Here is a 19,837-nt window from a genome sequence, read left to right as displayed (position 1 = left end):
TTCCTTCGTCCGGTCTTGGGGCGATTCGACTTATTGACTTGGGGGCGATGAGGGTCAACGCTGAGAAGGATGGAAGAGGATGACGATTTTGCCCCCGGCGACCCGATCGTGGAAATCGGCCGGGAAGACCTTGACCCCCTGTCGCTGGACGAACTCGACCAGCGCATTGCCCGGCTGAAGGCCGAAATCGCCCGGGTCGAAAGCCACAAGGCCGGAAAGTCGAGCCATCTGTCCGCCGCTGACCAGCTGTTCAGGAAGAGTTGAGCCAGTGGTGGCCATCCTGCCCTTGAACCCCTCCCCACCCGTTCCGATGTAGCTGGAACAAGGAGAAAAATTCATGCCCAGTTTTGCCCGCGAACTTGAACAGACGCTTCACAATGCGTTGGGCGAGGCAAGCAAGCGGCGTCATGAATATGCGACGCTGGAACATCTGCTCGTCGCGCTGATCGACGACGAACATGCCGCGCAGGTGATGAATGCCTGCGGGGTCGAGCGCGAGGAACTGCGCACCACCGTCAAGAATTATCTCGACACCGAATTGGGGGCGCTGGTGAGCGATGCCGCGACCGACCCCAATCCCACCAGCGGTTTCCAGCGAGTGGTGCAGCGCGCGATCCTTCACGTCCAGTCGTCGGGGCGCGACGAGGTGACCGGCGCCAATCTGCTGGTCGCGCTCTTTTCGGAGCGCGAGAGCTATGCAGTCTATTTCCTCCAGCAGCAGGACATGAGCCGCCTCGATGCGGTGACCTTCATCTCGCATGGCGTGGGCAAGGGCGGCAGCGCCGAGCCGAGCCCGCCCGAAGGTGCCGAGGCGCCCGACGAAAAGGTCGAGGCGAAAGGCGGCGAGAAGAAGGAAAGCGCTCTTCAGCAATTCACCGTCGATCTCAACCGCAAGGCGCGCGAGGGCAAGATCGATCCGCTGATCGGCCGGAGCGACGAGGTTGATCGCACGGTGCAGATCCTGTGCCGCCGGTCCAAGAACAACCCGCTTTATGTCGGCGATCCGGGCGTCGGGAAGACCGCCATCGCCGAGGGCCTGGCGCGCAAGATCGTCGAGGGCGACGTGCCCGACGTGCTGAACGAAGCGGTAATCTATGCGCTCGACATGGGGGCGCTGCTTGCCGGGACGCGCTATCGCGGGGATTTCGAGGAGCGATTGAAGTCGGTCGTCAACGAGCTCGAGAAGCTGCCGCACGCGATTCTCTTCATCGACGAGATCCACACCGTCATCGGTGCGGGGGCGACGAGCGGCGGTGCGATGGATGCCTCGAACCTTCTGAAGCCTGCTCTGTCGTCGGGGTCGATCCGCTGCATCGGCTCGACCACCTACAAGGAATTCCGCAACCATTTCGAGAAGGACCGGGCGCTGTTGCGGCGGTTCCAGAAGATCGACGTGGTCGAACCCTCGGTGGAGGACACGATCAAGATCCTCACCGGGCTGCGGCCCAATTTCGAAGAGCATCACGGAGTCCGCTATCTGCCCGACGCGATCAAGAGCGCGGTCGAGCTTTCGGATCGCTACATCCATGACCGCAAGCTGCCCGACAAGGCAATCGACGTGATCGACGAGGTGGGCGCGATGCAAATGCTCAAGCCGCCCAGCCGCCGCAAGAAGACCATCAGCGTCGCCGAGATCGAGGCGGTGGTGGCGACCATGGCGCGGATTCCGCCGAAGAGCGTGTCGAGCGATGACAAGCGCGTGCTCGAGACGCTCGAGACCGACCTGAAGCGGGTGGTGTTCGGGCAGGATATCGCGATCGAGAAGCTCGCCAGCGCGATCAAGCTGGCACGGGCGGGGCTGCGCGAGCCGAACAAGCCGATCGGCAACTATCTGTTCAGCGGGCCCACCGGGGTGGGCAAGACCGAGGTGGCGCGCCAACTGGCGTCGATCCTCGGAATCGAGCTCAAGCGGTTCGACATGTCCGAATATATGGAGCGCCACTCGGTCAGCCGCCTCATCGGCGCGCCGCCGGGATATGTGGGCTATGACCAGGGCGGGCTCCTGACCGATGCGGTCGACCAGAACCCCCATTCGGTGGTGCTGCTCGACGAGATCGAGAAGGCGCATCCCGACCTGTTCAACATCCTTCTGCAGGTGATGGATAATGGCCAGCTGACCGACCATCACGGCAAGACGGTCGATTTCCGCAACGTCATCCTCATCATGACGACCAATGCGGGGGCGGCGGACATGGCGCGCGAGAGCATCGGGTTCGGCAATGCCACCCGCGAGGATGCGCAGGAAGATGCGGTCAAGAAGATGTTCACGCCCGAATTCCGCAACCGTCTCGATGCGGTGGTGCCGTTCGGTTACCTGCCGCCTGCCGTCGTGCGCCGCGTGGTCGACAAGTTCATCCTGCAGCTCGAACTGCAGCTGGCGGATCGCGACGTGCATATCGAACTGGACGAGGAAGCGCGCGACTGGCTGGTCACCAAGGGCTATGACAAGCTTTATGGGGCGCGGCCGATGGCGCGGCTCGTGCAGGAGAAGATCAAGCAGCCGCTTGCCGAGGAACTGCTCTTTGGCAAGCTGGTAGATGGCGGCGAGGTGAAGGTGCATCTGAAGAACGGCAAGCCTGCCTTCGAGATCGTCCCGACCCCGCCCAAGCCCAAGCGCAAGCCGCCCAAGAAGAAGGCCAAGAAGCCCGCGGCGAGCAAGAAGAAGGCACCGCCCAAGGAGCCGTCCGCGGGCGACAAGAAATAGATTTTTGCACCCAATGATTGGCGTGGCCTCCTGGAAGGCCGCGCCAATCCCATTTTCGGAGAGTTTGATGACACGTTTGCTGACCGCCGCCAGCCTCATCGCGCTGAGCGCCGCCCCTGCCCCTGCCCATGACCCGGTCTTCGATTCGGACAAGCTGTCGACCCATGTCCGCACCCTGTCGGCCGATGCCTTCGAGGGCCGCGCGCCCGACAGCCTCGGCGAAGCCAAGACCGTTGCCTATCTGGCCGGTGCCTTTGCCGCCGCGGGCCTCCAGCCCGGCGGCGAGCCCGACGAGCATGGTCTCAAGAGCTGGACGCAGGACGTGCCGCTGATGAAGTCGAGCATGGTCGACGAGCCGCTGGTCCACCTCACCATGGGCGATGAGCGGATCCAGCTGACCCAGGGCGAGGAAATCGCGGTGCGCGCGCCGATGAACGGCATGGCGCAGGTCCAGATGGCCGACAAGCCGCTGGTTTTCGTGGGCTATGGCGTGACCGCGCCCGAGCGCGGCTGGGACGATTACAAGGACGTGGACGTCAAGGACAAGATCGTCGTCCTGTTCATCAACGATCCCGATTTCGAGGGCGGCGAAGGCGATTTCGGCGGCAAGGAAATGACCTATTACGGCCGCTGGACATACAAATATGAAGAAGCGGCCAAGCGCGGCGCGGCGGGCGTGATGGTGATCCATGAAACCGAGCCCGCCAGCTATGGCTGGGCCACTGTCCGCAATTCGAACAATACCACCTTCGACATCGTCCGCGACGATCCCGCCAAGGCGCACACGGGCCTCGAAAGCTGGATCCAGCGCGACCTTGCGGCAAAGATCTTTGAGGCGAGCGGAATGAGCTTCGAGGAAGCCAAGAACGCCGCCAAGCGCAAGAATTTCCAGCCGGTCACGCTCAACGCCAAGCTGGATGCCACCGTGCTCACCGAATTGCAGAAGGTCGAGGCCAAGAATGTGGTCGGCATCCTGCCGGGCACCACGCGCGCCGACGAATATGTCATCTACACCGCGCATCATGACCACCTGGGCATGGGCGATCCCGACGAACATGGCGACACCATCTTCAACGGCGCGCTCGACAATGCCACCGGGCTGGCCCACCTCATCGAACAGGCGCGCGCCTTTGCTGAGATGGGGCCGCAGGAACGCAGCGTCATTTTCCTTGCGGTGGGTGCCGAGGAACGTGGCCTCTTGGGCAGCAAATATTATGCCGCCAATCCGCTTTACCCGCTGTCGACCACCGCCGCGGTGATCAATACCGACAGCCTCGGCGTGTTCGGCCCGGCGTCTGATTTCTCGATCAGCGGCACCGCGCGGCTCGACCTTCTCGACCTGTTGATCGCCGACGCCAAGGCGATGGGCAAGAGCTTCTCCCCCGACCCGCGCCCCGAGGCCGGCGGCTTTTTCCGGTCGGACCATTTCCCCTTCGCGCAGGCAGGCGTTCCGGCGGTGAGCTTCCGGTCGGGACAGGCGCTGAGCAAGGGCGGTGCCGAGCGGGCCGCCGAGATCGCGCGCGAATATGTCGCCAACCATTATCACCAGCAGGGCGATGAATGGTCGCGCGAGTGGGATTTCAGCGGCATTGCCGAAAATGCCCTCCTGCTTCACCGCGTCGGCGAGAAGCTCGCCAATTCGAGCGAATGGCCCAATTGGGCCGAGGGCAGCGAATTCCGCGCGGTGCGCGACCAGAGCGCCGACCAGCGCGACTAGGCTTGCCAGCCGGACCCACGAGGTCCAGCCTGCCCCTTTTCCGAGCATGGGAAAGGGGCAGGCCATGGCCATCCAATTCTATACCAATCCGCATTCACGTGGTCAGATCGCGCGCTGGGCTCTGCACGAAGCGGGTGCCGACTATGAACAGAAGATCATCGCCTATGGCCCCGAGATGAAGTCCGAGGCCTATCGGGCGATCAACCCGATGGGCAAGGTGCCCGCCATCGTCGATGACGGCCGCGTAGTCACGGAGGTCGCCGCGATCTGCGCCTACCTGGCCGACCGCTTTCCCGAGGCCGGGCTGGGCCCCGACGACGGCAATCGCGCAGACTATTACCGCTGGCTCTTCTTTGCCGCGGGGCCGCTCGAGAGCGCGATCTCCAACCATGCGATGGGCTTCGAGCCCAAGGAAGAGCAGCGGCGGATGGCGGGCTATGGCAGCTATGACGAAGCCGTCGCGGTCCTAGAGCAGCACCTGGGCGGGACCGATTATGTCGCGGGCGAGCGTTTCACCATGGCCGATGTCTATGTGGGCAGCCATGTCAGCTGGGGCATCCAGTTCGGCACGTTGCCCGACCGGCCGGCATTGCGCGCCTATTCGGAGCGGCTCGTCACGAGGCCCGCCTATCGCGAGGCCAAGGCGATCGACGAGAAATTGGGCAAGCAGCAATGAAAAAGGCCCGGCGGTTTCCCGCCGGGCCTTCTTTCATCGACTTGTCAGCCGTTCCTATTCCTGGCTGCCCATGAAGGTCAGGAGGAACTGGAACATGTTGATGAAGTCGAGATAGAGGTTGAGCGCGCCCATGATGACCACCTTGCCCATCATGTCGGTGCCCGCCACGTGGAAATAGATGCTCTTGATCTTCTGCGTGTCATAGGCGGTGAGGCCCGCGAAGATCAGCACGCCGATCGCCGAGATGGCCATCGACATGGCGCCCGACTGGAAGATGAAGGCGTTGAGCAGCAGCGCCACGATCAGGCCAACCACGCCCATGATGAGGAAGGTGCCCCATCCGGACAGGTCCTTCTTGGTGGTGTAGCCCCACAGGCTGAGGCCCGCGAAGGCCGCCGAAACGGCGAAGAAGGTCTGCGCGATCGAGATACCCGTGTAGCGCAGGAAGATGGTCGACATGGACAGGCCCATGAGGGTCGCGAAACCCCAGAACATCATCTGGAGCGTGCCCGTGGACATGCGGTTCATCCCGAAGCTCATCGCGAAGATGATCGCGAGCGGCGACAGGATGATGAGCCAGGGCAGGAAGCCCCCGCCCATGAATACGGTGGCGGCCATGCCCGAGCTGTAGAAGAGCATCGCGACGATGCCCGTCAGCAGGACGCCCGACGTCATGTAATTATAGACCTTCAGCATGTAGCTGCGCAGGCCCGCATCGCGCGCGGCGCGCGGAACGCTGGCCGTTGCGCCCGGCGTGAAGCCGGTCTGCCGGGTCCGTTCGTCAAACTGGTTCTGCATCGTCTCTCCTTCGTCCGAAGACGTCACTTTTTGCCCTCATTGAACGCCAATATCGGGATATCGTGCCCGACTTTCAAGCGAAACCGGATGCGCCGGGGCGCCCGATTGCGCTAGAGCCTCATCCCATGCACCGCCTGTTCGTCGCATTCGTCCCGCCCGAGCCGATGATCGACCGCCTCGTCACCGTGATGGACGGCGAACCCGAGGGGCTGCGCTGGATCAGCGAGGAGCAGTTGCATTGCACCCTGCGCTTCATCGGAGAAGTGGAAAGGCCGGTGGCCGAGGACCTGGCCCATTTGCTGGCCCACGTGCGCGCACCCGCCCTGCAATGCCGGCTGGACGGCGTGGGGGCGTTCGATCGCGAGCGGCGGGGCGCCTTATGGGCGAGGATGGCGCCGCGCGAACCGATCGAGGCCCTGCACCACAAGATCGACCGCGCGGTCACCGCCTGCGGACTGCCGCCCGAACGGCGCGCCTTTCTGCCGCATGTCACGCTGGCACGATGGAGCGGGCGCGTGGTCGAGCATCGTGGCTGGAGCGAGCGGCACGGCGGGCTGTCGAGCCCCGCGATGAGGATCGATCGCTTCACATTGTTCGAAAGCGAGCTGGGCCATGCCGGGCCGCTATACCGCGCAGTCGCGCAATATCCGCTAGGCGCTTGAACGCTGGCGATGGACCCCCATCTGCCAAGCTCGCGTTAGGTAGATGCGCGCCGCACTTGCGCCGCTAGAACAAATATGGAACAAACTGGCAGGCTATGCTGACCAACATTTCGGTGCGCGGGGCGCGCGAACATAATCTCAAGGGCGTGGACATCGATATCCCGCGCGAAAGCCTGACGGTGATCACGGGGCTTTCGGGGTCGGGAAAGTCGAGCCTGGCCTTCGATACCATCTATGCCGAGGGCCAGCGGCGCTATGTCGAGAGCCTGTCGGCCTATGCCCGCCAGTTTCTCGAGATGATGCAGAAGCCAGATGTCGAGCATATCGACGGCCTCTCGCCCGCCATCTCGATCGAGCAGAAGACGACCAGCCGCAACCCGCGCTCCACCGTGGCGACGGTTACCGAGATCTACGATTATATGCGGCTTCTATGGGCGCGCGTGGGCATTCCCTATTCGCCCGCGACGGGCGAACCCATCCAGGCGCAGCAGGTGAGCCAGATGGTCGATCGGGCCATGACGCTTCCCGAAGGATCGCGGCATTATTTGCTGGCACCGGTGGTGCGCGGGCGCAAGGGCGAGTTCAAGAAGGACATTGCCGAGTGGCAGAAGCAAGGCTTCACCCGGCTGCGCGTGAATGGCGAATTCCATGCCATCGAGGAAGCGCCTGCGCTCGACAAGAAATATAAGCATGACATCGAGATCGTCGTCGACCGGATCGTCATCAAGGAAGGGATCGAAGCGCGCCTTGCCGACAGTTTCGAGACCGCGCTGAAGGTCGCCGACGGCCTTGCCTATCTCGACCCCGCCGACCCGCCTGCCGATGATGCGAAGGCCAAGACCAAGGGGATCAAGACCGACAATGCGCCCGCGGGGCGGATCATCTTTTCGCAGAAGTTCGCCTGTCCGGTGTCGGGTTTCACGATCAGCGAAATCGAGCCGCGACTTTTCTCCTTCAACGCGCCGCAGGGAGCTTGTCCGGCGTGCGACGGGCTGGGCGAGAAGATGGAGTTCGATGCCGATCTTGTCGTGCCGAACCAAGGGCTGAGCCTCAAGAAAGGGGCGGTGGTGCCCTGGGCCAAGAGCCAGCCTCCCTCGCCATATTACATGCAGGTGCTTGGCAGCCTCGCGCATGCCTATGGCTTTTCGCTCGAGGAGCGGTGGGCAGACCTGCCGGCCGAGGTGCAGGACGTCATTCTCTACGGGACCAAGGGGAAACCCGTTGTCCTGCGTTTTGTCGACGGCAAGAAGAGCTATGAGGTGAAGAAACCCTTTGAGGGCGTGATCGGCAATCTCGAGCGGCGCATGCGCACCACCGAAAGTGCCTGGATGCGCGAGGAATTGTCGCGCTATCAGGCGGCGCATCCGTGCGACGTCTGCAATGGCGCGCGGCTCAAGCCCGAAGCGCTGGCGGTGAAGATCGCCGGAGAGGACATCAGCCAGTCGGCGCGCCGCTCGGTCGCCGATGCGGTCGAATGGTTCGGGTCGGTAGAAGAGAAGCTGAGCAAGCAGCAACGCGAGATTGCCGGAGCGATCCTCAAGGAAATCAACGAGCGCCTCGGCTTCCTGCACAATGTCGGGCTCGATTATCTCAATCTCGACCGGACGAGCGGGACGCTCTCGGGAGGCGAGAGCCAGCGCATTCGGCTTGCGAGCCAGATCGGCTCGGGTCTGTCGGGCGTCCTCTATGTGCTCGACGAGCCGTCGATCGGACTGCACCAGAAGGATAACGATCGGCTGCTCGAGACGCTCAAGCGCTTGAAGAGCCTTGGGAATACCGTGCTTGTCGTCGAGCATGACGAGGATGCCATTCGCTCTGCCGATCATATCATCGACATGGGGCCGGGAGCGGGCGTCAAGGGCGGAGAGGTCGTATGCGCCGGGACTCTCGACGAAATTCTCGGGTGCGAGGAAAGCCTGACCGCGGACTATCTGTCAGGAAGGCGCGAAATCGCGGTGCCCGAGAAACGCCGCAAGGGGTCGGGAAAGAAGCTCACCGTTCGAGGAGCGCGTGCCAATAATCTGAAAGATGTTACCGCTTCGATCCCCTTGGGGACGTTTACGTGCGTCACCGGGGTGTCGGGATCGGGCAAGTCGAGCTTCACGATCGACACGCTCTATGCCTCGGCTGCGCGAACGCTCAATGGCGCGCGGATGCTGTCCGGAAAGCATGACCGGATCGATGGGCTCGAGCATCTCGACAAGGTCATCGATATCGACCAGTCGCCCATCGGCCGGACGCCGCGCTCCAATCCGGCAACTTATACGGGTGCCTTCACTCAGATCCGCGACTGGTTTGCGGGCCTCCCTGAAAGCCAGGCTCGCGGCTACAAGCCCGGACGGTTCAGCTTCAACGTGAAGGGCGGACGTTGCGAAGCCTGCAAGGGCGACGGCCTCCTCAAGATCGAGATGCATTTCCTGCCCGACGTCTACGTCACCTGCGACGTATGTCACGGAAAGCGCTACAATCGCGAAACGCTGGAGGTGAAGTTCAAGGGGAAGTCGATCGCGGACGTTCTCGACATGACGGTCGATGACGCGGTCGAATTCTTCAAGGCCGTTCCCGGCATCCGCGACAAGATGGAAATGCTTCGGCGCGTGGGCCTTGGCTATATCAAGGTCGGTCAGCAAGCGACGACGCTTTCGGGCGGCGAAGCGCAGCGCGTCAAGCTTGCCAAAGAACTATCGAAGCGCGCCACGGGACGCACTCTCTACATTCTCGATGAACCGACGACCGGTCTGCACTTCGAGGATGTCCGCAAGCTACTCGAAGTACTGCACGCCCTTGTTGAACAGGGGAATACAGTCGTCGTTATCGAGCACAACCTCGACGTCATCAAGACTGCAGACTTCGTCCTCGATCTGGGGCCCGGTGGCGGCGTAAAGGGCGGCACCCTGGTTGCCGCGGGGACTCCCGAAGAAGTCGCCGCATGCGCCGACAGCTTCACGGGTGCCTATCTGGCACCCTTGCTGGAAGTGAAGCAGCCGACGCGTACCAAGACCTTGGCTTAGGCAGGTCGCGCCAGCACGGCACAAGCTACGCGAGCACCGGCATCGCCGGTAGGATCGGTCGAATAATCGTCCGCTCCCTCATGGATAACCAAGGCAGTGCCGTCCGGGTCTTCCAGCATCGGCGAAGGTCCTCCGATGCTGGCGCCAGCGACAAGGAACTGGCTCTTGCCCGAGCCATCGTCGCTAACGACCATGTTCGACAGGTCGCCGAGGTGATATCCTGCGGGATTATCCCGTCCGTGCTGCTTGTTTTCCGGATTCCAATGTCCACCCGCCTGCTTGAACTCGGGCGCGTCGCAAATTCCCGTCTCGTGGAGGTGGACCGCTTTTACGCCGGGAGCCAATCCGGCGACGGACAGGGTGATATTGAGGCCGCTGCTCTCGGAGCGGACTTCGACCGTCCCGACGAGATTGCCCTTCCCGTCGGACAAGGGAACGCTGAACGGTTCTTCCGCAACATTCGCTTCCCGTCCGGACTGCTGCTCCTCTTCGCCGGAAGAACTGCAACCGGCCACCAAGGCCGAAGCGGCCAGGGCCAAGACAATGACTCGCATGAAATACTCCTTCGATAGGCAAGCGTAACGCCGCATAAGACAAGTGGTTCAGTTTCAGCGCGGCTTGAAATGCACTTCCACGCGCCTGTTCTGCGCCTCACGCACGCCATCTTCGGTATGGATGAGAAGCCGGGTTTCTCCCGCCGCGTCGACATGGATAAGCTCTTCCGGCACACCTTCCTTGACGAGCATGTCCTTCACGACCATCGCCCTGCGGCGCGATATGGCAAGATTGACGTTCGCAGGTCCGGATCGGTCGCTATGACCGATCAGCTGAACTGCAACACCGCCATTCTCCCGGTAAGCCTTGAGAACCTCGTCCAGAATAGCTCGCCCGTCGCGACTGATCGTGCGACCGTCCCATTCGAAGAAGATGAGAAACGGCCCCGCCGGGACCTCGCTTGACGGGTCGCCTGTCTGCCCCGTCGCCGGCGCGAGAGGCGCCGCAAAAAGATACGCAGCGAATGCTACCTTGCCGATCTTACGCCAATCCATGCCCGACCTTTCCCCTTGGAGCCTCACTATCGGCAAGGTCCGCCCCCACATCAAGCCCGGATCAGGTGGCAATCAATCCATGCGATCGGAAAGCGGCAAGTACCTTGGCTGAAAGCCGAGCGCGACTCGACATCCACAAAGCTTCCGGCTGTGGGCTAGCCGATAGCCGACTACCGAGACCAAGAATGTGCCTAAATAGCGCGAATATCCCACGCTCATTTCGCCATTTGGCTATTTTAATTGTTCCTTCGGGAGGCTGACGGTGACGGCAAGCCCTTCTTCAGACCAGTCGCGCCGCACCTTGCCGCGTAACTGGCGCTCGATGCTCATTGCGACAAGATCGCTACCAAATCCCTTGCGTTCAGGGGGTGCAACCACGGCTGGCCCGCCCTTTTCCTCCCAATCCAACCTTACCTGCTCTTCGCTGACCGACACGCCAAGATCGACATGACCACCCTCGATGGAAAGCGCGCCATATTTGACCGCATTGGTCGCCAGCTCATGAAATGCCAGCGCGATCGGCGTAACCGCCCGCTCGCCGACATCGAAATCCTCGCCCTCGACCCGGATCCGCGGTCCTTGCTCGCTCGAATAAGGGGCAAAGATATCGCCTAGCAGTCCCTTGATGGGCAAGGCGTGGTTGGCACCCTTGTCGCCCGGCCGGACATAATTGTGCGCGCGGCCCAGCGCCGCGATCCGGTCGGCCAGAATTTGGGAAACGCCCTGCACCTCGGGATAGGAGCGACTGAAGTAATTGACGAGCCCGGCCACCACCGAGAAGATATTCTTGATGCGGTGCGAAAGCTCGCGGCTCAGAAGCTCCTGGCTTTCGAGGAGCAGGCGCGTGCGATGGATATCGGTGGTCGTGCCGAACCATCGGCTGATCCGGCCATTCTCGCCGCGGATGGGAAGCCCGCGACCCAGCACCCAGCGATACTCGCCCTGCTCGTCGCGCAGCCGGAACTCGACATCGAAAGGCTCGCCCTTGGCGATCAATTCGCTCCATTGCCGGGCCAGCGCTTCCTTCTCGTCGGGATGAACGAGCTCGAGCCAGCCAAGACCATAATGCTCCTGTCCTTCGCCGCCCGTGCGCTCGTACCAGCGAAGGTTGTAATAATCGATCAGACCGTCGGCGCTCGCCGACCAGGCAAGGTGCGGAATGGCATCGGCAAGGGTCCGGAAGCGGCGCTCGCCTTCGCCCAGCACATTCTCGACTTCGGCTTGCCGGCGCTCGCGCAGAATGTCGTGCCGATGCATGTTGAGGCGGTTGATCACCGCATGCGACAGCACCCGCAACCCCTCGCGCTGGAAATCGGTGAGCCCCGCGCGGGTCTCGGGCGAAATCACGCACAGCGCCCCCATCGGCGCGCCTTCCTCCGAGGTCAGCGGCGCCCCCGCATAGAAACGGATGTTGGGATCGCCCATCACCAGTTCGGTATGCGCGAAACGCCCGTCCTTGGTGGCGTCGGACACTTCCATCACGTCGCTCTCGATCATCGCATATTGGCAGAAGCTCGCCGATCGGGCGGTCTCGCCCACTTCGACCCCCTGTCGCGACAGGAACCGCTGCCGCGCTTCCTCGACGAGGCTGACGAGCGCGATCGGCGCGTCGCACAGCTTCGCGGCGAAGGACGTGATCTCGTTGAGGATCGGGTCGTCCTCGATCCGGTGCAATTCATGCTGGTCGAGGATCTGAAGACGATGCAGTTCGTCCCCCGGAGACCAGGGGCGCTGCGGCTCAGCCTGCGCGCTTGCGGGAGTGAAGGGGTTTTTTACGGGAGACGCCATTCTAAGGGCAATGTGCCCCATACATAGGTTTCAGATCAATAACCCATTAGCGCAAGCACTTCCTTGCGGCTACGCTCATCTTCACGGAAGGTCCCCATCATCCGGCTCGTGGTCATCATCACGCCCGGCGTATTCACCCCGCGCGCCGTCATGCAGGCATGGCTCGCTTCGACGACCACCGCCACCCCCTGCGGCGACAGATGCTCCCAGATACAGTCGGCAACCTGCGCGGTCAGCCGTTCCTGCACCTGCAGGCGGCGCGCAAATCCGTGCAGCACCCGCGCCAGCTTGCTGATCCCCACCACTCGGTCGCTAGGCAGATAGGCGATCGAGGCCTTGCCGATGATCGGCGCCATGTGATGCTCGCAATGCGACTGGAAGGGAATGTCGCGAAGAAGCACGATCTCGTCATAGCCCCCCACTTCCTCGAAGGTGCGCGACAGGTGCAGCGAGGGATCTTCCTGATAGCCGCGGGCATATTCCTTCCACGCCCGTGCCACCCGCGCCGGCGTGTCGAGCAGGCCTTCGCGATCGGGATCGTCGCCCGCCCAGCGGATCAGCGTGCGGACCGCGTCCTGCACCTCGTCGGGCACCGGAAGGCGCGGCGGGGGCGAAACCAGGTCGCCGTTGGCGGGGCTGTCATTGCTCATGGAAAATCAGATCTCGTAATCATTGAGGAAGCGCGCGTTGCGATGACGGGTCTTAGCGTGCAAATCGTCGACCAACCGGCTCGTCGTGCGCACGAACAGGCCGGGGATGAGCGCATGGACGAGGCAGGCCAGCCCGCCGAGGATCATCGCCACGCCCATCCGCGCCGCCCCGCGACCATGCTCGCCCCAGCTCATGCCGATGCTGCGGGGATGCTCGGTGAACATTTGGCGCAACATGACAAACCCCTTGATAACCCAAGAAAAATTGGTGGCCCCGGCAGGATTCGAACCTGCGGCCTGCGGTTTAGGAAACCGACGCTCTATCCAACTGAGCTACGGAGCCACATGCCCCCAATATGGTGATCGCGCCTTCCAATCAATCGCTGACCGGCCCGATCGCCCGCCGATGGCTCAATGCCGGCACCCTCGCCCGAACTTCGCCAATCCGCTCGAGCGCGATTTCGGCATAGCCCAATCCCGTCCCCTCGCCCATGTCGAGCAGCACTTCGCCCCACGGGTCGACCACGAGGCTGTGCCCAAAGGTCACGCGCCCGTCCTCATGCTCGCCTGACTGGGCGGCCGCGATCACGAAAAGCCCGGCCTCGATCGCGCGCGCCCGCTGGAGCACATGCCAATGCGCCTTGCCGGTCGGCACGGTGAAGGCCGCGGGAACCGCGATGCAATCCGCGCCCGCTTCGGCCAGTGCGGCGAAGAGTGCCGGAAAGCGCAGATCGTAACAGATCGTCAGCCCCAGACGTCCGACGGGCGTACCCTCGACGATCACCGGCTTGTCGCCGCCCGCATAGACCGCGCTTTCGCGCCAGGATTCACCCGTATCGAGATCGACGTCGAACAAATGCATCTTGTCGTAGCGGGCACAGATGCGGCCGCTGCTGTTGATCACGAAAGCCCGGTTGACCCAGCGCCCGTCCTCGCGGTCGAGTGCCAGAGAACCCAGGTGGACCCAGATGCCATGCTTGGCCGCCGCTTCGCACGCGGCTGCCAGGGTCGGGTCGTCCTTCTCGGTCCGGATCGAGCGGGCGGCCCGGTCGCGATTTCCATCAAGCAGGCCGGACATTTCGGGTGTGAACAGCATGTCCGCCCCGCCATCGGCGGCCTGGCCGATGGCATCCGCAATCTCGCGAGCGTTGGCCTGAGGATCGATGCCGGTCCGGGCCTGGTAAAGCGCGATCCGGGCCATCAGGCAGCTTTCAGACGCTCGTCCAGCTTGCCATCCATTTCGAGCGACATCAGCTCGTCACATCCGCCGATATGTTCGTCGTCAATGAAGATCTGCGGCACCGTGGTTCGCCCACCGGCCCGCTGGACCATTTCGGCTTTCTTCTCGCCGCCACCGCTCACTTCATATTCGACATATTCGACACCCTTCATGTCGAGGAGCCGCATGGCGCGAATGCAAAAAGGGCAGGTGGACTTCGTGTAAATCTCAATCTTCGGCATCGGATCTTCCATCATCTGTCTCGCTTTGTCCTACTAACGCATAACGACCCTCGGTCGCTGCACGCGCGCCCACACGATGGCATCGACCCGCCGGACGCCGGCTTTCTCAAGGGCAATGGCGCAGGCGTCAACCGTGCTTCCGCTGGTATAGACATCGTCGACGAGCATCACGGTCTTTCCGGCGATCTCCTCGGGCCGCACCACCCTGAAGGCACCCCGCACGGCCCGCCGCCTCTGGTTGCCGCTCAAACCGCCCAGCGACGGCGTCGCCCGATCGCGCATCAGGATATCGGGCGACCATCGCCATTCCACCCGGCGCGACAATTCGCTGGCCAGCAGGCTTGCCTGGTTGAAGCCGCGCCGCCAGATCCTCCCGCGATGCAGCGGCACCGGAAGGAGAAGCGGTGCTTCCTCCCATTCGCCTTCTTCGAGCCGCCGCGCCATGGCCTTGGCCATCACCCGCGCATAAGCGACCCGCCGACCATGCTTGAGGCGCAGCGCAAGCGTCTTGCTCGCCGCGCCATATTTCGTCGCCGCATGGAGCTTCGCTACGCGCGGCGGATCGGCCAGGCAGGCAGCGCACGTCTCTTCCTCGGTGCCTTCGAGCGGCAGGGAACAGTGCGTACAGACCCGGTCGGTCAGCCAGTCCATCTCGGTCCAGCAAGGCGGGCAGAAGGTTCCCGTCTCGACTACGATCGCTCCACAACCCGCGCAGCGCGGCGGCAGCGCGAAGTCGACGACCGACCGGCCGAAATTCTCGATGAACCCCATGAGCCCCTTGTTGCCCGCGCGAAGCTGTTTCACAAGCCACATCCCATGGCCGACCTCTTCGATCTTGACCTGCGTGACCTGCGCCGCGCCCGCGCCCTGCGATCGGGGCGGGAGACCTTCCTCCACGACCGCGCCTTCGAGGACATCCTGGATCGCCTCGCTCTCATCGAGCGTCCCGTCGCCAGCATCCTCTTGCTCGGCGCCTTCAATCCGGACTGGGTCGATAAGCTCTCGGCCAGCGGGGCGACGGTTCGCGTGATCGATCCGACCGCGGCCCTTGCCGAAGCCGCAGGCGGCGATGCGCACCGTGAAGAGGCGCTTGCAGTCGATCCGCAGAGCTTCGACTGCATCATCGCGATCGGCACGCTCGACACCGTCAATGCGCTGCCCGACACCCTCTTGCGTCTCCGCTTCGCCTTGACCGACGGAGGCTTTCTCCTTGGAGCCATGGCAGGCGGGGACAGCCTTCCCATGCTTCGATCGGCGATGCGCGCGGCCGATCAGGCGCAAGGCGGCGCAAGCCCCCATGTGCATCCACGCATCGACCCGGCTTCGCTCACCAGCCTTCTCACCAATGCGGGCTTCCAGATGCCGGTCGTGGACGTGGATCGCGTCCGCTTGCGCTATCCCTCGCTCGAAAAGCTCGTGGCCGACCTGAGGGCGATGGGCGGGACCAACATCCTACGCCAGAAAGCGCAAGGATCGCTTACCCGTGCGGGGCTGGCAGCAGCGCAGCAATGGATCGACGACCATCGCGAGCCCGATGGAAAGTTCACCGAGCAAGTCGAAATCCTGCATTTCATGGGATGGGCGCCCGAATAGGGGCAAGGCGGCATTAACCCTCCGCCTTGGGCGGCTTGTTAACCTTTCCCCCCTAAACATGGCACTGTGGACCAGACCAGAAGGAGGGTGGCGTGGACGCTATCCGAACAATGCTGCGCAAGCTTCGCGGCGATCAACGCGGCGCGACCGCGATCGAATATGGGCTTATTGCCGCTCTTATCGTCATCGCGATGATGACGGGGCTGCGCGCCATGGGGGGCGGCGCCGGCGGCATGTGGACAAGCATCAATTCCGACATCGCCAACGTGATGTAAAAAGGCCGGCGCCCCGAAAGGCACCGGCCTCATATTTTGCTGCCGATCGAGGGATCAGCGGCGTCCGTACACCACCAGCTTCACCTTCTGGCCCGCCTGCAACGAGGCGTTGGAGGCCAGACCGTTGAGGCTGAGGAACCGTTCCACCTGGAAATTATTGTAGGCCATCCGGCGTGCCAGCGACTGGACGGTATCGCCCCGCTGCACGGTCACGACATCGATCACGCGCGGCCGGACATTGGCGGCTTCCTGCGCGCTGAGGCGCTGGACCGATCCCACCATCGACTGGAAGGGCCCGATGCCCGCACCGGCCTGGGTGATCATCGCGAAATGATAGGCCCGGTCATTGCTGAACTGGTAGGCAAAGACCGACAGGTCGACCGCACCATTCTGCGTATTCACCCGCGTCGTGGTGTAAGCCGCCGGCAGTCCGTTCACCCGCGTCGAGCGCGGCGAAGGAATGTTCACTTGCTGCGCCTGCTGGCCCAGCACGTCGCGCATCGCGGCGACGACATAGCTGTCGAGATTGCCGTTATAGCCGCGCATCGTGAAGATGGCCTGGCCACCCGAACCCTGGATACCGACCTGGCGCGTGCTGTTCTGCATGGTGAACCCGCTCGGCACGGTGAAGCGCAGGCGAAGGTCGGGATGAATGAAATTACGGCCTTCGATCACGCCCTGCGCGGGATCGTCGTCGAAGATCATGCCATCGACCTGCCCGAGGAAGGTATCGCGGTTCACGCGAGTTCCCGCATTGGGCATGTCACGTGCGATCTGGGCCGCACGGGCAACGCGATTCTCGCTCAGCGGGTGGGTGCGCGCCCATTCGGGCGTGGTCCGGTTGTCCCGGCCCTGGATCCGCGCCTCAAGAGCACTGGCCCTGCCGAGCGCTGCCAGCATACCGGCACCGCCGCGCGGATCGTAACCTGCCTGCGTCATATAGCCCAGACCGAGCGAGTCGGATTCATATTCCTGGTCCCGACTGTAGCTCAGCGTATTGAGCTGCGAATATTGCATCGCTCCGCGCGAAAGCAGGTTGCCAAGACCGCTGTCGCCGCCAACAACGCCGCCGATGACGGCGCCAAGCACGCCGAGAATGGTGTTACGTTGGGCGCGCGACTGGCGCAGCTGGGCATGGTCAGCTGCGATGTGACCGACTTCATGGCCGAGGACGAAAGCCAGTTCGGCTTCATTGTCCATCAGGCCCATGAGTTGGCGCGTAATGTAAATGCGCCCGCCGGGCACCGCGAAGGCGTTTTCCACAGCGGAGTTGAGGATTGTGAAATCATAGGCCGACGCCGCGCCGGGCGTGCCCGAATAGACGGCCACGCTATCGCCGACCCGTTCGACATAGGAACCACGGCTACCGCCGACCTCGCCGCCGAATTCGGCGACCACCGCCTGGTGCTGGTCGTTGGCCTTTTGCGCTTCCTGAGGACTGATCGCGGGGTCCGCCGTCGGCGTCATGCACGACGCCAGCGCCAGCGTTGCACTCGCGACCATAAACCGGTGAATCTTCATCATATTTCTCCCGCGACAGACACTCGCCACAAGGCGATCAGTGTCGTGAACGGAAGATGTGCGCGGCTGGTTCCGCGCCTCAGCTAATCGCCAGATATTTGGCGCGCCTCTGGGCAATCAGTTCGTCGCGCGAAAGGCTCGACAGGCCGTCCAGTTCCTCGACGATCGCACTCTTGAGCGTGTCGATCGCCTTGTCCGGCGCGCGGTGCGCACCCCCCAAAGGCTCCTTCACCACCCGGTCGATGACCTTCAATTCCTCCAGATGCCTGGCGGTGATGCGCATTGCCTCGGCAGCATCAGAGGCCTTGTCGGCGGTCCGCCACAGGATCGAGGCGCAGCCTTCGGGCGAAATCACCGAATAGATGGCATGTTCGAACATCAGCACCTTGTTGGCCGCGGCGATCGCCACCGCACCGCCCGAGCCGCCTTCGCCCACGATGGTCGCGACCATCGGCACGCCGAGTTCGAGGCACTTTTCGGTCGCCCGGGCAATCGCCTCGGCCTGACCACGTTCCTCGGCCTGCACGCCAGGGAAAGCACCGGGCGTATCGACGAGCGAGACCACCGGCAACCCGAAGCGGTCCGCCAATTCCATCAGGCGGATGGCCTTTCGATAACCCTCGGGCTTGGCCATGCCGAAATTATGCTTGAGGCGGCTGGCGGTATCATTGCCCTTCTCATGCCCCATCAGCATCACCTTGCGTCCGTCGATGCGCGCCAGGCCGCCGATGATGGCGTGATCGTCGGCAAAGGCCCGGTCCCCCGCCAAGGGCATGAAATCCTCGGCGATCCCGGCGACATATTCCTTGAAATGCGGCCGCTCGGGATGACGGGCGACCTGCGCTTTCTGCCAGGGCGTCAGCTTCGCATAGGTATCGCGAAGCAGCTTGCGCGCCTTGACCTCGAGCCGGTGGACTTCCTGTCCGACATCGATCTTTCCGCCATTGGCGGTCTCACGCAACTCCGCAACGCGGGCTTCCAGTTCGGCAATCGGCCGTTCGAAATCGAGATAGCTCATCATGTCGGGCTTGGCGGTAGTTTGGGCAGGCCGCTTCGTCAATCAGCCGCGCGCAAGCGGGTGCCGCTGATTGACCAGTTCGACCAGTCTTGCGCTGTCGACATGGGTATAGATCTGCGTGGTCGCGATGTCGCTATGCCCAAGAAGCGCCTGCAATGCGCGCAAATCCGCCCCGCCCGACAATAGGTGCGTGGCGAACGCATGGCGAAGCACGTGCGGACTGACCCGGTCGGGCGCTAATCCCGCGTCGGCGGCCAGCGCCTTGACGATCTGGAACAGCCGGACCCGCGAAAGGTGGCTCTTTCCTCCCGGGAACAGCCAGCGCTGCTCGGGGCAGTGCGGCAACCAGCCATCGACCGCCTGCCTTGCACGCTCGCTGACCGGCACCAGCCTTTCCTTGTCGCCTTTCCCCCTCAGGATGAGGAACGGCTGTTTGCGCCGCGCCATCGCCGCCCGTGGCAGGCTGCATAATTCGCTGGCCCGCAGGCCCGACCCGTAGAGCAGTTCGATGAGGGCGAGGTTGCGCAAGGCGCGGCCGCCATGTTCTTCCGCCAGCTCCTCGGCGCGGCGCAGCAGCCGCTCGACCTCGTCGGGCGAAAGGATTTTCGGCAAGGGACGCCGCTGCTGCGGGCGAGGCAAGGCGCTCGACGGATCGTCGTCGCGAAACCCTTCCTCGCTGAGAAAGGCGTAGAAGCGACGGAGCGCCGCTGCCCTGCGCGCCACGGTGGCCGAGGACAGACCCTGCCATTGAAGGGGCAGGGCCTTAAGCGCCTCGCTGTCCGCCGTGGCAAGCGCGCCGCCAAGGCCTTCGCGCGCCGCCTTGAGGTCGGATCGATAGGCAAGCAGGGTGTTGCGCGAGGCCCCGGCCTCCGCCGCCATCATTTCGAGAAAGCGGTCGACCAGCGCGAGGTCGT

Annotated in this window: 20 protein-coding genes and 1 tRNA gene; 8 read left to right on the top strand and 13 right to left on the bottom strand. The window is 63.3% G+C overall.

Features of this window, described 5'->3' with window-relative positions:
- The first annotated feature begins 69 nt into the window (after positions 1-69).
- The 4 genes from FHS50_RS01770 to FHS50_RS01755 all read left to right on the top strand — a co-directional run bounded on the left by FHS50_RS01770 (position 70) and on the right by FHS50_RS01755 (position 5,097).
- Positions 70-264: a DUF1192 domain-containing protein gene (locus FHS50_RS01770; protein ID WP_183932667.1), complete on the top strand. Its 195-nt coding sequence runs from the start codon at positions 70-72 to the stop codon at positions 262-264.
- Positions 265-337: 73 nt separating this feature from the next.
- Positions 338-2,704 carry an ATP-dependent Clp protease ATP-binding subunit ClpA gene (gene clpA / locus FHS50_RS01765; protein WP_183932665.1) on the top strand — a complete coding sequence of 789 codons (2,367 nt, stop codon included), beginning with the start codon at positions 338-340 and terminating at the stop codon, positions 2,702-2,704.
- A gap of 67 nt (positions 2,705-2,771) precedes the next feature.
- Complete coding sequence (locus tag FHS50_RS01760; protein WP_183932664.1) at positions 2,772-4,421, top strand: M28 family peptidase; 1,650 nt, start codon at positions 2,772-2,774, stop codon at positions 4,419-4,421.
- Between the two features lie 64 nt (positions 4,422-4,485).
- Positions 4,486-5,097, top strand: coding sequence for a glutathione S-transferase family protein (locus FHS50_RS01755; RefSeq protein ID WP_183932662.1), 612 nt, complete (start codon positions 4,486-4,488; stop codon positions 5,095-5,097).
- A 54-nt stretch (positions 5,098-5,151) separates the two neighbouring features.
- On the opposite strand, the gene FHS50_RS01750 is transcribed toward FHS50_RS01755, so the two are convergent.
- The gene (locus FHS50_RS01750; RefSeq protein WP_183932660.1) at positions 5,152-5,895 is read right to left on the bottom strand and encodes a Bax inhibitor-1/YccA family protein; all 744 of its coding nucleotides are present in this window, start codon (positions 5,893-5,895) and stop codon (positions 5,152-5,154) included.
- Positions 5,896-6,020: 125 nt separating this feature from the next.
- Here FHS50_RS01750 and thpR point away from each other — a divergent pair, with 125 nt between their 5' ends.
- Both thpR and uvrA read left to right on the top strand, forming a co-directional pair.
- Positions 6,021-6,557, top strand: a complete 537-nt coding sequence (gene thpR, locus FHS50_RS01745) for an RNA 2',3'-cyclic phosphodiesterase (RefSeq protein WP_183932658.1) — start codon at positions 6,021-6,023, stop codon at positions 6,555-6,557.
- Between the two features lie 95 nt (positions 6,558-6,652).
- Positions 6,653-9,568 (top strand): excinuclease ABC subunit UvrA, encoded by a 2,916-nt coding sequence (gene uvrA, locus FHS50_RS01740; RefSeq protein WP_183932657.1) that lies wholly within the window; start codon positions 6,653-6,655, stop codon positions 9,566-9,568.
- On the opposite strand, the gene FHS50_RS01735 is transcribed toward uvrA, so the two are convergent.
- The 9 genes from FHS50_RS01735 to FHS50_RS01695 form a co-directional block, all read right to left on the bottom strand.
- Positions 9,565-10,122: a superoxide dismutase family protein gene (locus tag FHS50_RS01735; protein ID WP_183932655.1), complete on the bottom strand. Its 558-nt coding sequence runs from the start codon at positions 10,120-10,122 to the stop codon at positions 9,565-9,567. The two genes, uvrA and FHS50_RS01735, sit on opposite strands and share 4 nt — an antisense overlap.
- 54 nt (positions 10,123-10,176) lie before the next feature.
- On the bottom strand, positions 10,177-10,617 hold the full coding sequence (locus tag FHS50_RS01730; protein ID WP_183932653.1) for an OmpA family protein: 441 nt from the start codon (positions 10,615-10,617) through the stop codon (positions 10,177-10,179).
- Positions 10,618-10,848: 231 nt separating this feature from the next.
- Positions 10,849-12,405, bottom strand: coding sequence for a PAS domain-containing protein (locus tag FHS50_RS01725; RefSeq protein WP_183932651.1), 1,557 nt, complete (start codon positions 12,403-12,405; stop codon positions 10,849-10,851).
- A 35-nt stretch (positions 12,406-12,440) separates the two neighbouring features.
- Positions 12,441-13,055, bottom strand: a complete 615-nt coding sequence (gene folE, locus FHS50_RS01720; RefSeq protein WP_183932649.1) for a GTP cyclohydrolase I FolE — start codon at positions 13,053-13,055, stop codon at positions 12,441-12,443.
- Positions 13,056-13,061: 6 nt separating this feature from the next.
- On the bottom strand, positions 13,062-13,292 hold the full coding sequence (locus FHS50_RS01715; protein ID WP_183932647.1) for a DUF6356 family protein: 231 nt from the start codon (positions 13,290-13,292) through the stop codon (positions 13,062-13,064).
- Between the two features lie 29 nt (positions 13,293-13,321).
- A tRNA-Arg gene (locus tag FHS50_RS01710) sits at positions 13,322-13,398 on the bottom strand.
- Positions 13,399-13,431: 33 nt separating this feature from the next.
- Positions 13,432-14,256 carry a carbon-nitrogen hydrolase family protein gene (locus FHS50_RS01705; protein WP_183932645.1) on the bottom strand — a complete coding sequence of 275 codons (825 nt, stop codon included), beginning with the start codon at positions 14,254-14,256 and terminating at the stop codon, positions 13,432-13,434.
- Complete coding sequence (gene grxC, locus FHS50_RS01700; protein ID WP_183933847.1) at positions 14,256-14,516, bottom strand: glutaredoxin 3; 261 nt, start codon at positions 14,514-14,516, stop codon at positions 14,256-14,258. Before grxC ends, FHS50_RS01705 begins: the two co-directional genes overlap by 1 nt.
- 33 nt (positions 14,517-14,549) lie before the next feature.
- Positions 14,550-15,320: a ComF family protein gene (locus FHS50_RS01695; RefSeq protein WP_183932643.1), complete on the bottom strand. Its 771-nt coding sequence runs from the start codon at positions 15,318-15,320 to the stop codon at positions 14,550-14,552.
- Positions 15,321-15,332: 12 nt separating this feature from the next.
- On the opposite strand from FHS50_RS01695, the gene FHS50_RS01690 reads away from it, so the two are divergent.
- Together FHS50_RS01690 and FHS50_RS01685 are read left to right on the top strand one after the other, a co-directional pair.
- Positions 15,333-16,109, top strand: coding sequence for a methyltransferase domain-containing protein (locus FHS50_RS01690; protein WP_183932642.1), 777 nt, complete (start codon positions 15,333-15,335; stop codon positions 16,107-16,109).
- Between the two features lie 92 nt (positions 16,110-16,201).
- On the top strand, positions 16,202-16,384 hold the full coding sequence (locus tag FHS50_RS01685) for a Flp family type IVb pilin (RefSeq protein WP_265568884.1): 183 nt from the start codon (positions 16,202-16,204) through the stop codon (positions 16,382-16,384).
- A 54-nt stretch (positions 16,385-16,438) separates the two neighbouring features.
- Here FHS50_RS01685 and FHS50_RS01680 read toward each other — a convergent pair whose 3' ends face one another.
- The 3 genes from FHS50_RS01680 to FHS50_RS01670 form a co-directional block, all read right to left on the bottom strand.
- The gene (locus tag FHS50_RS01680) at positions 16,439-17,851 is read right to left on the bottom strand and encodes a M48 family metalloprotease (RefSeq protein WP_246332914.1); all 1,413 of its coding nucleotides are present in this window, start codon (positions 17,849-17,851) and stop codon (positions 16,439-16,441) included.
- A gap of 133 nt (positions 17,852-17,984) precedes the next feature.
- Entirely contained in the window at positions 17,985-18,926 is a 942-nt protein-coding gene (locus FHS50_RS01675; RefSeq protein ID WP_183933844.1) for an acetyl-CoA carboxylase carboxyltransferase subunit alpha, read from the bottom strand.
- Between the two features lie 39 nt (positions 18,927-18,965).
- Positions 18,966-19,805 (bottom strand): tyrosine recombinase, encoded by an 840-nt coding sequence (locus FHS50_RS01670; protein ID WP_221184859.1) that lies wholly within the window; start codon positions 19,803-19,805, stop codon positions 18,966-18,968.
- Between the last annotated feature and the right edge of the window lie 32 nt (positions 19,806-19,837).

The sequence above is a fragment of the Sphingomicrobium lutaoense genome (genome assembly GCF_014195685.1).
GTDB classification, from domain to species: domain Bacteria; phylum Pseudomonadota; class Alphaproteobacteria; order Sphingomonadales; family Sphingomonadaceae; genus Sphingomicrobium; species Sphingomicrobium lutaoense.
Note: the sequence above shows the minus strand (reverse complement) of the source record. Positions and strands in the feature narration are given on the sequence as shown.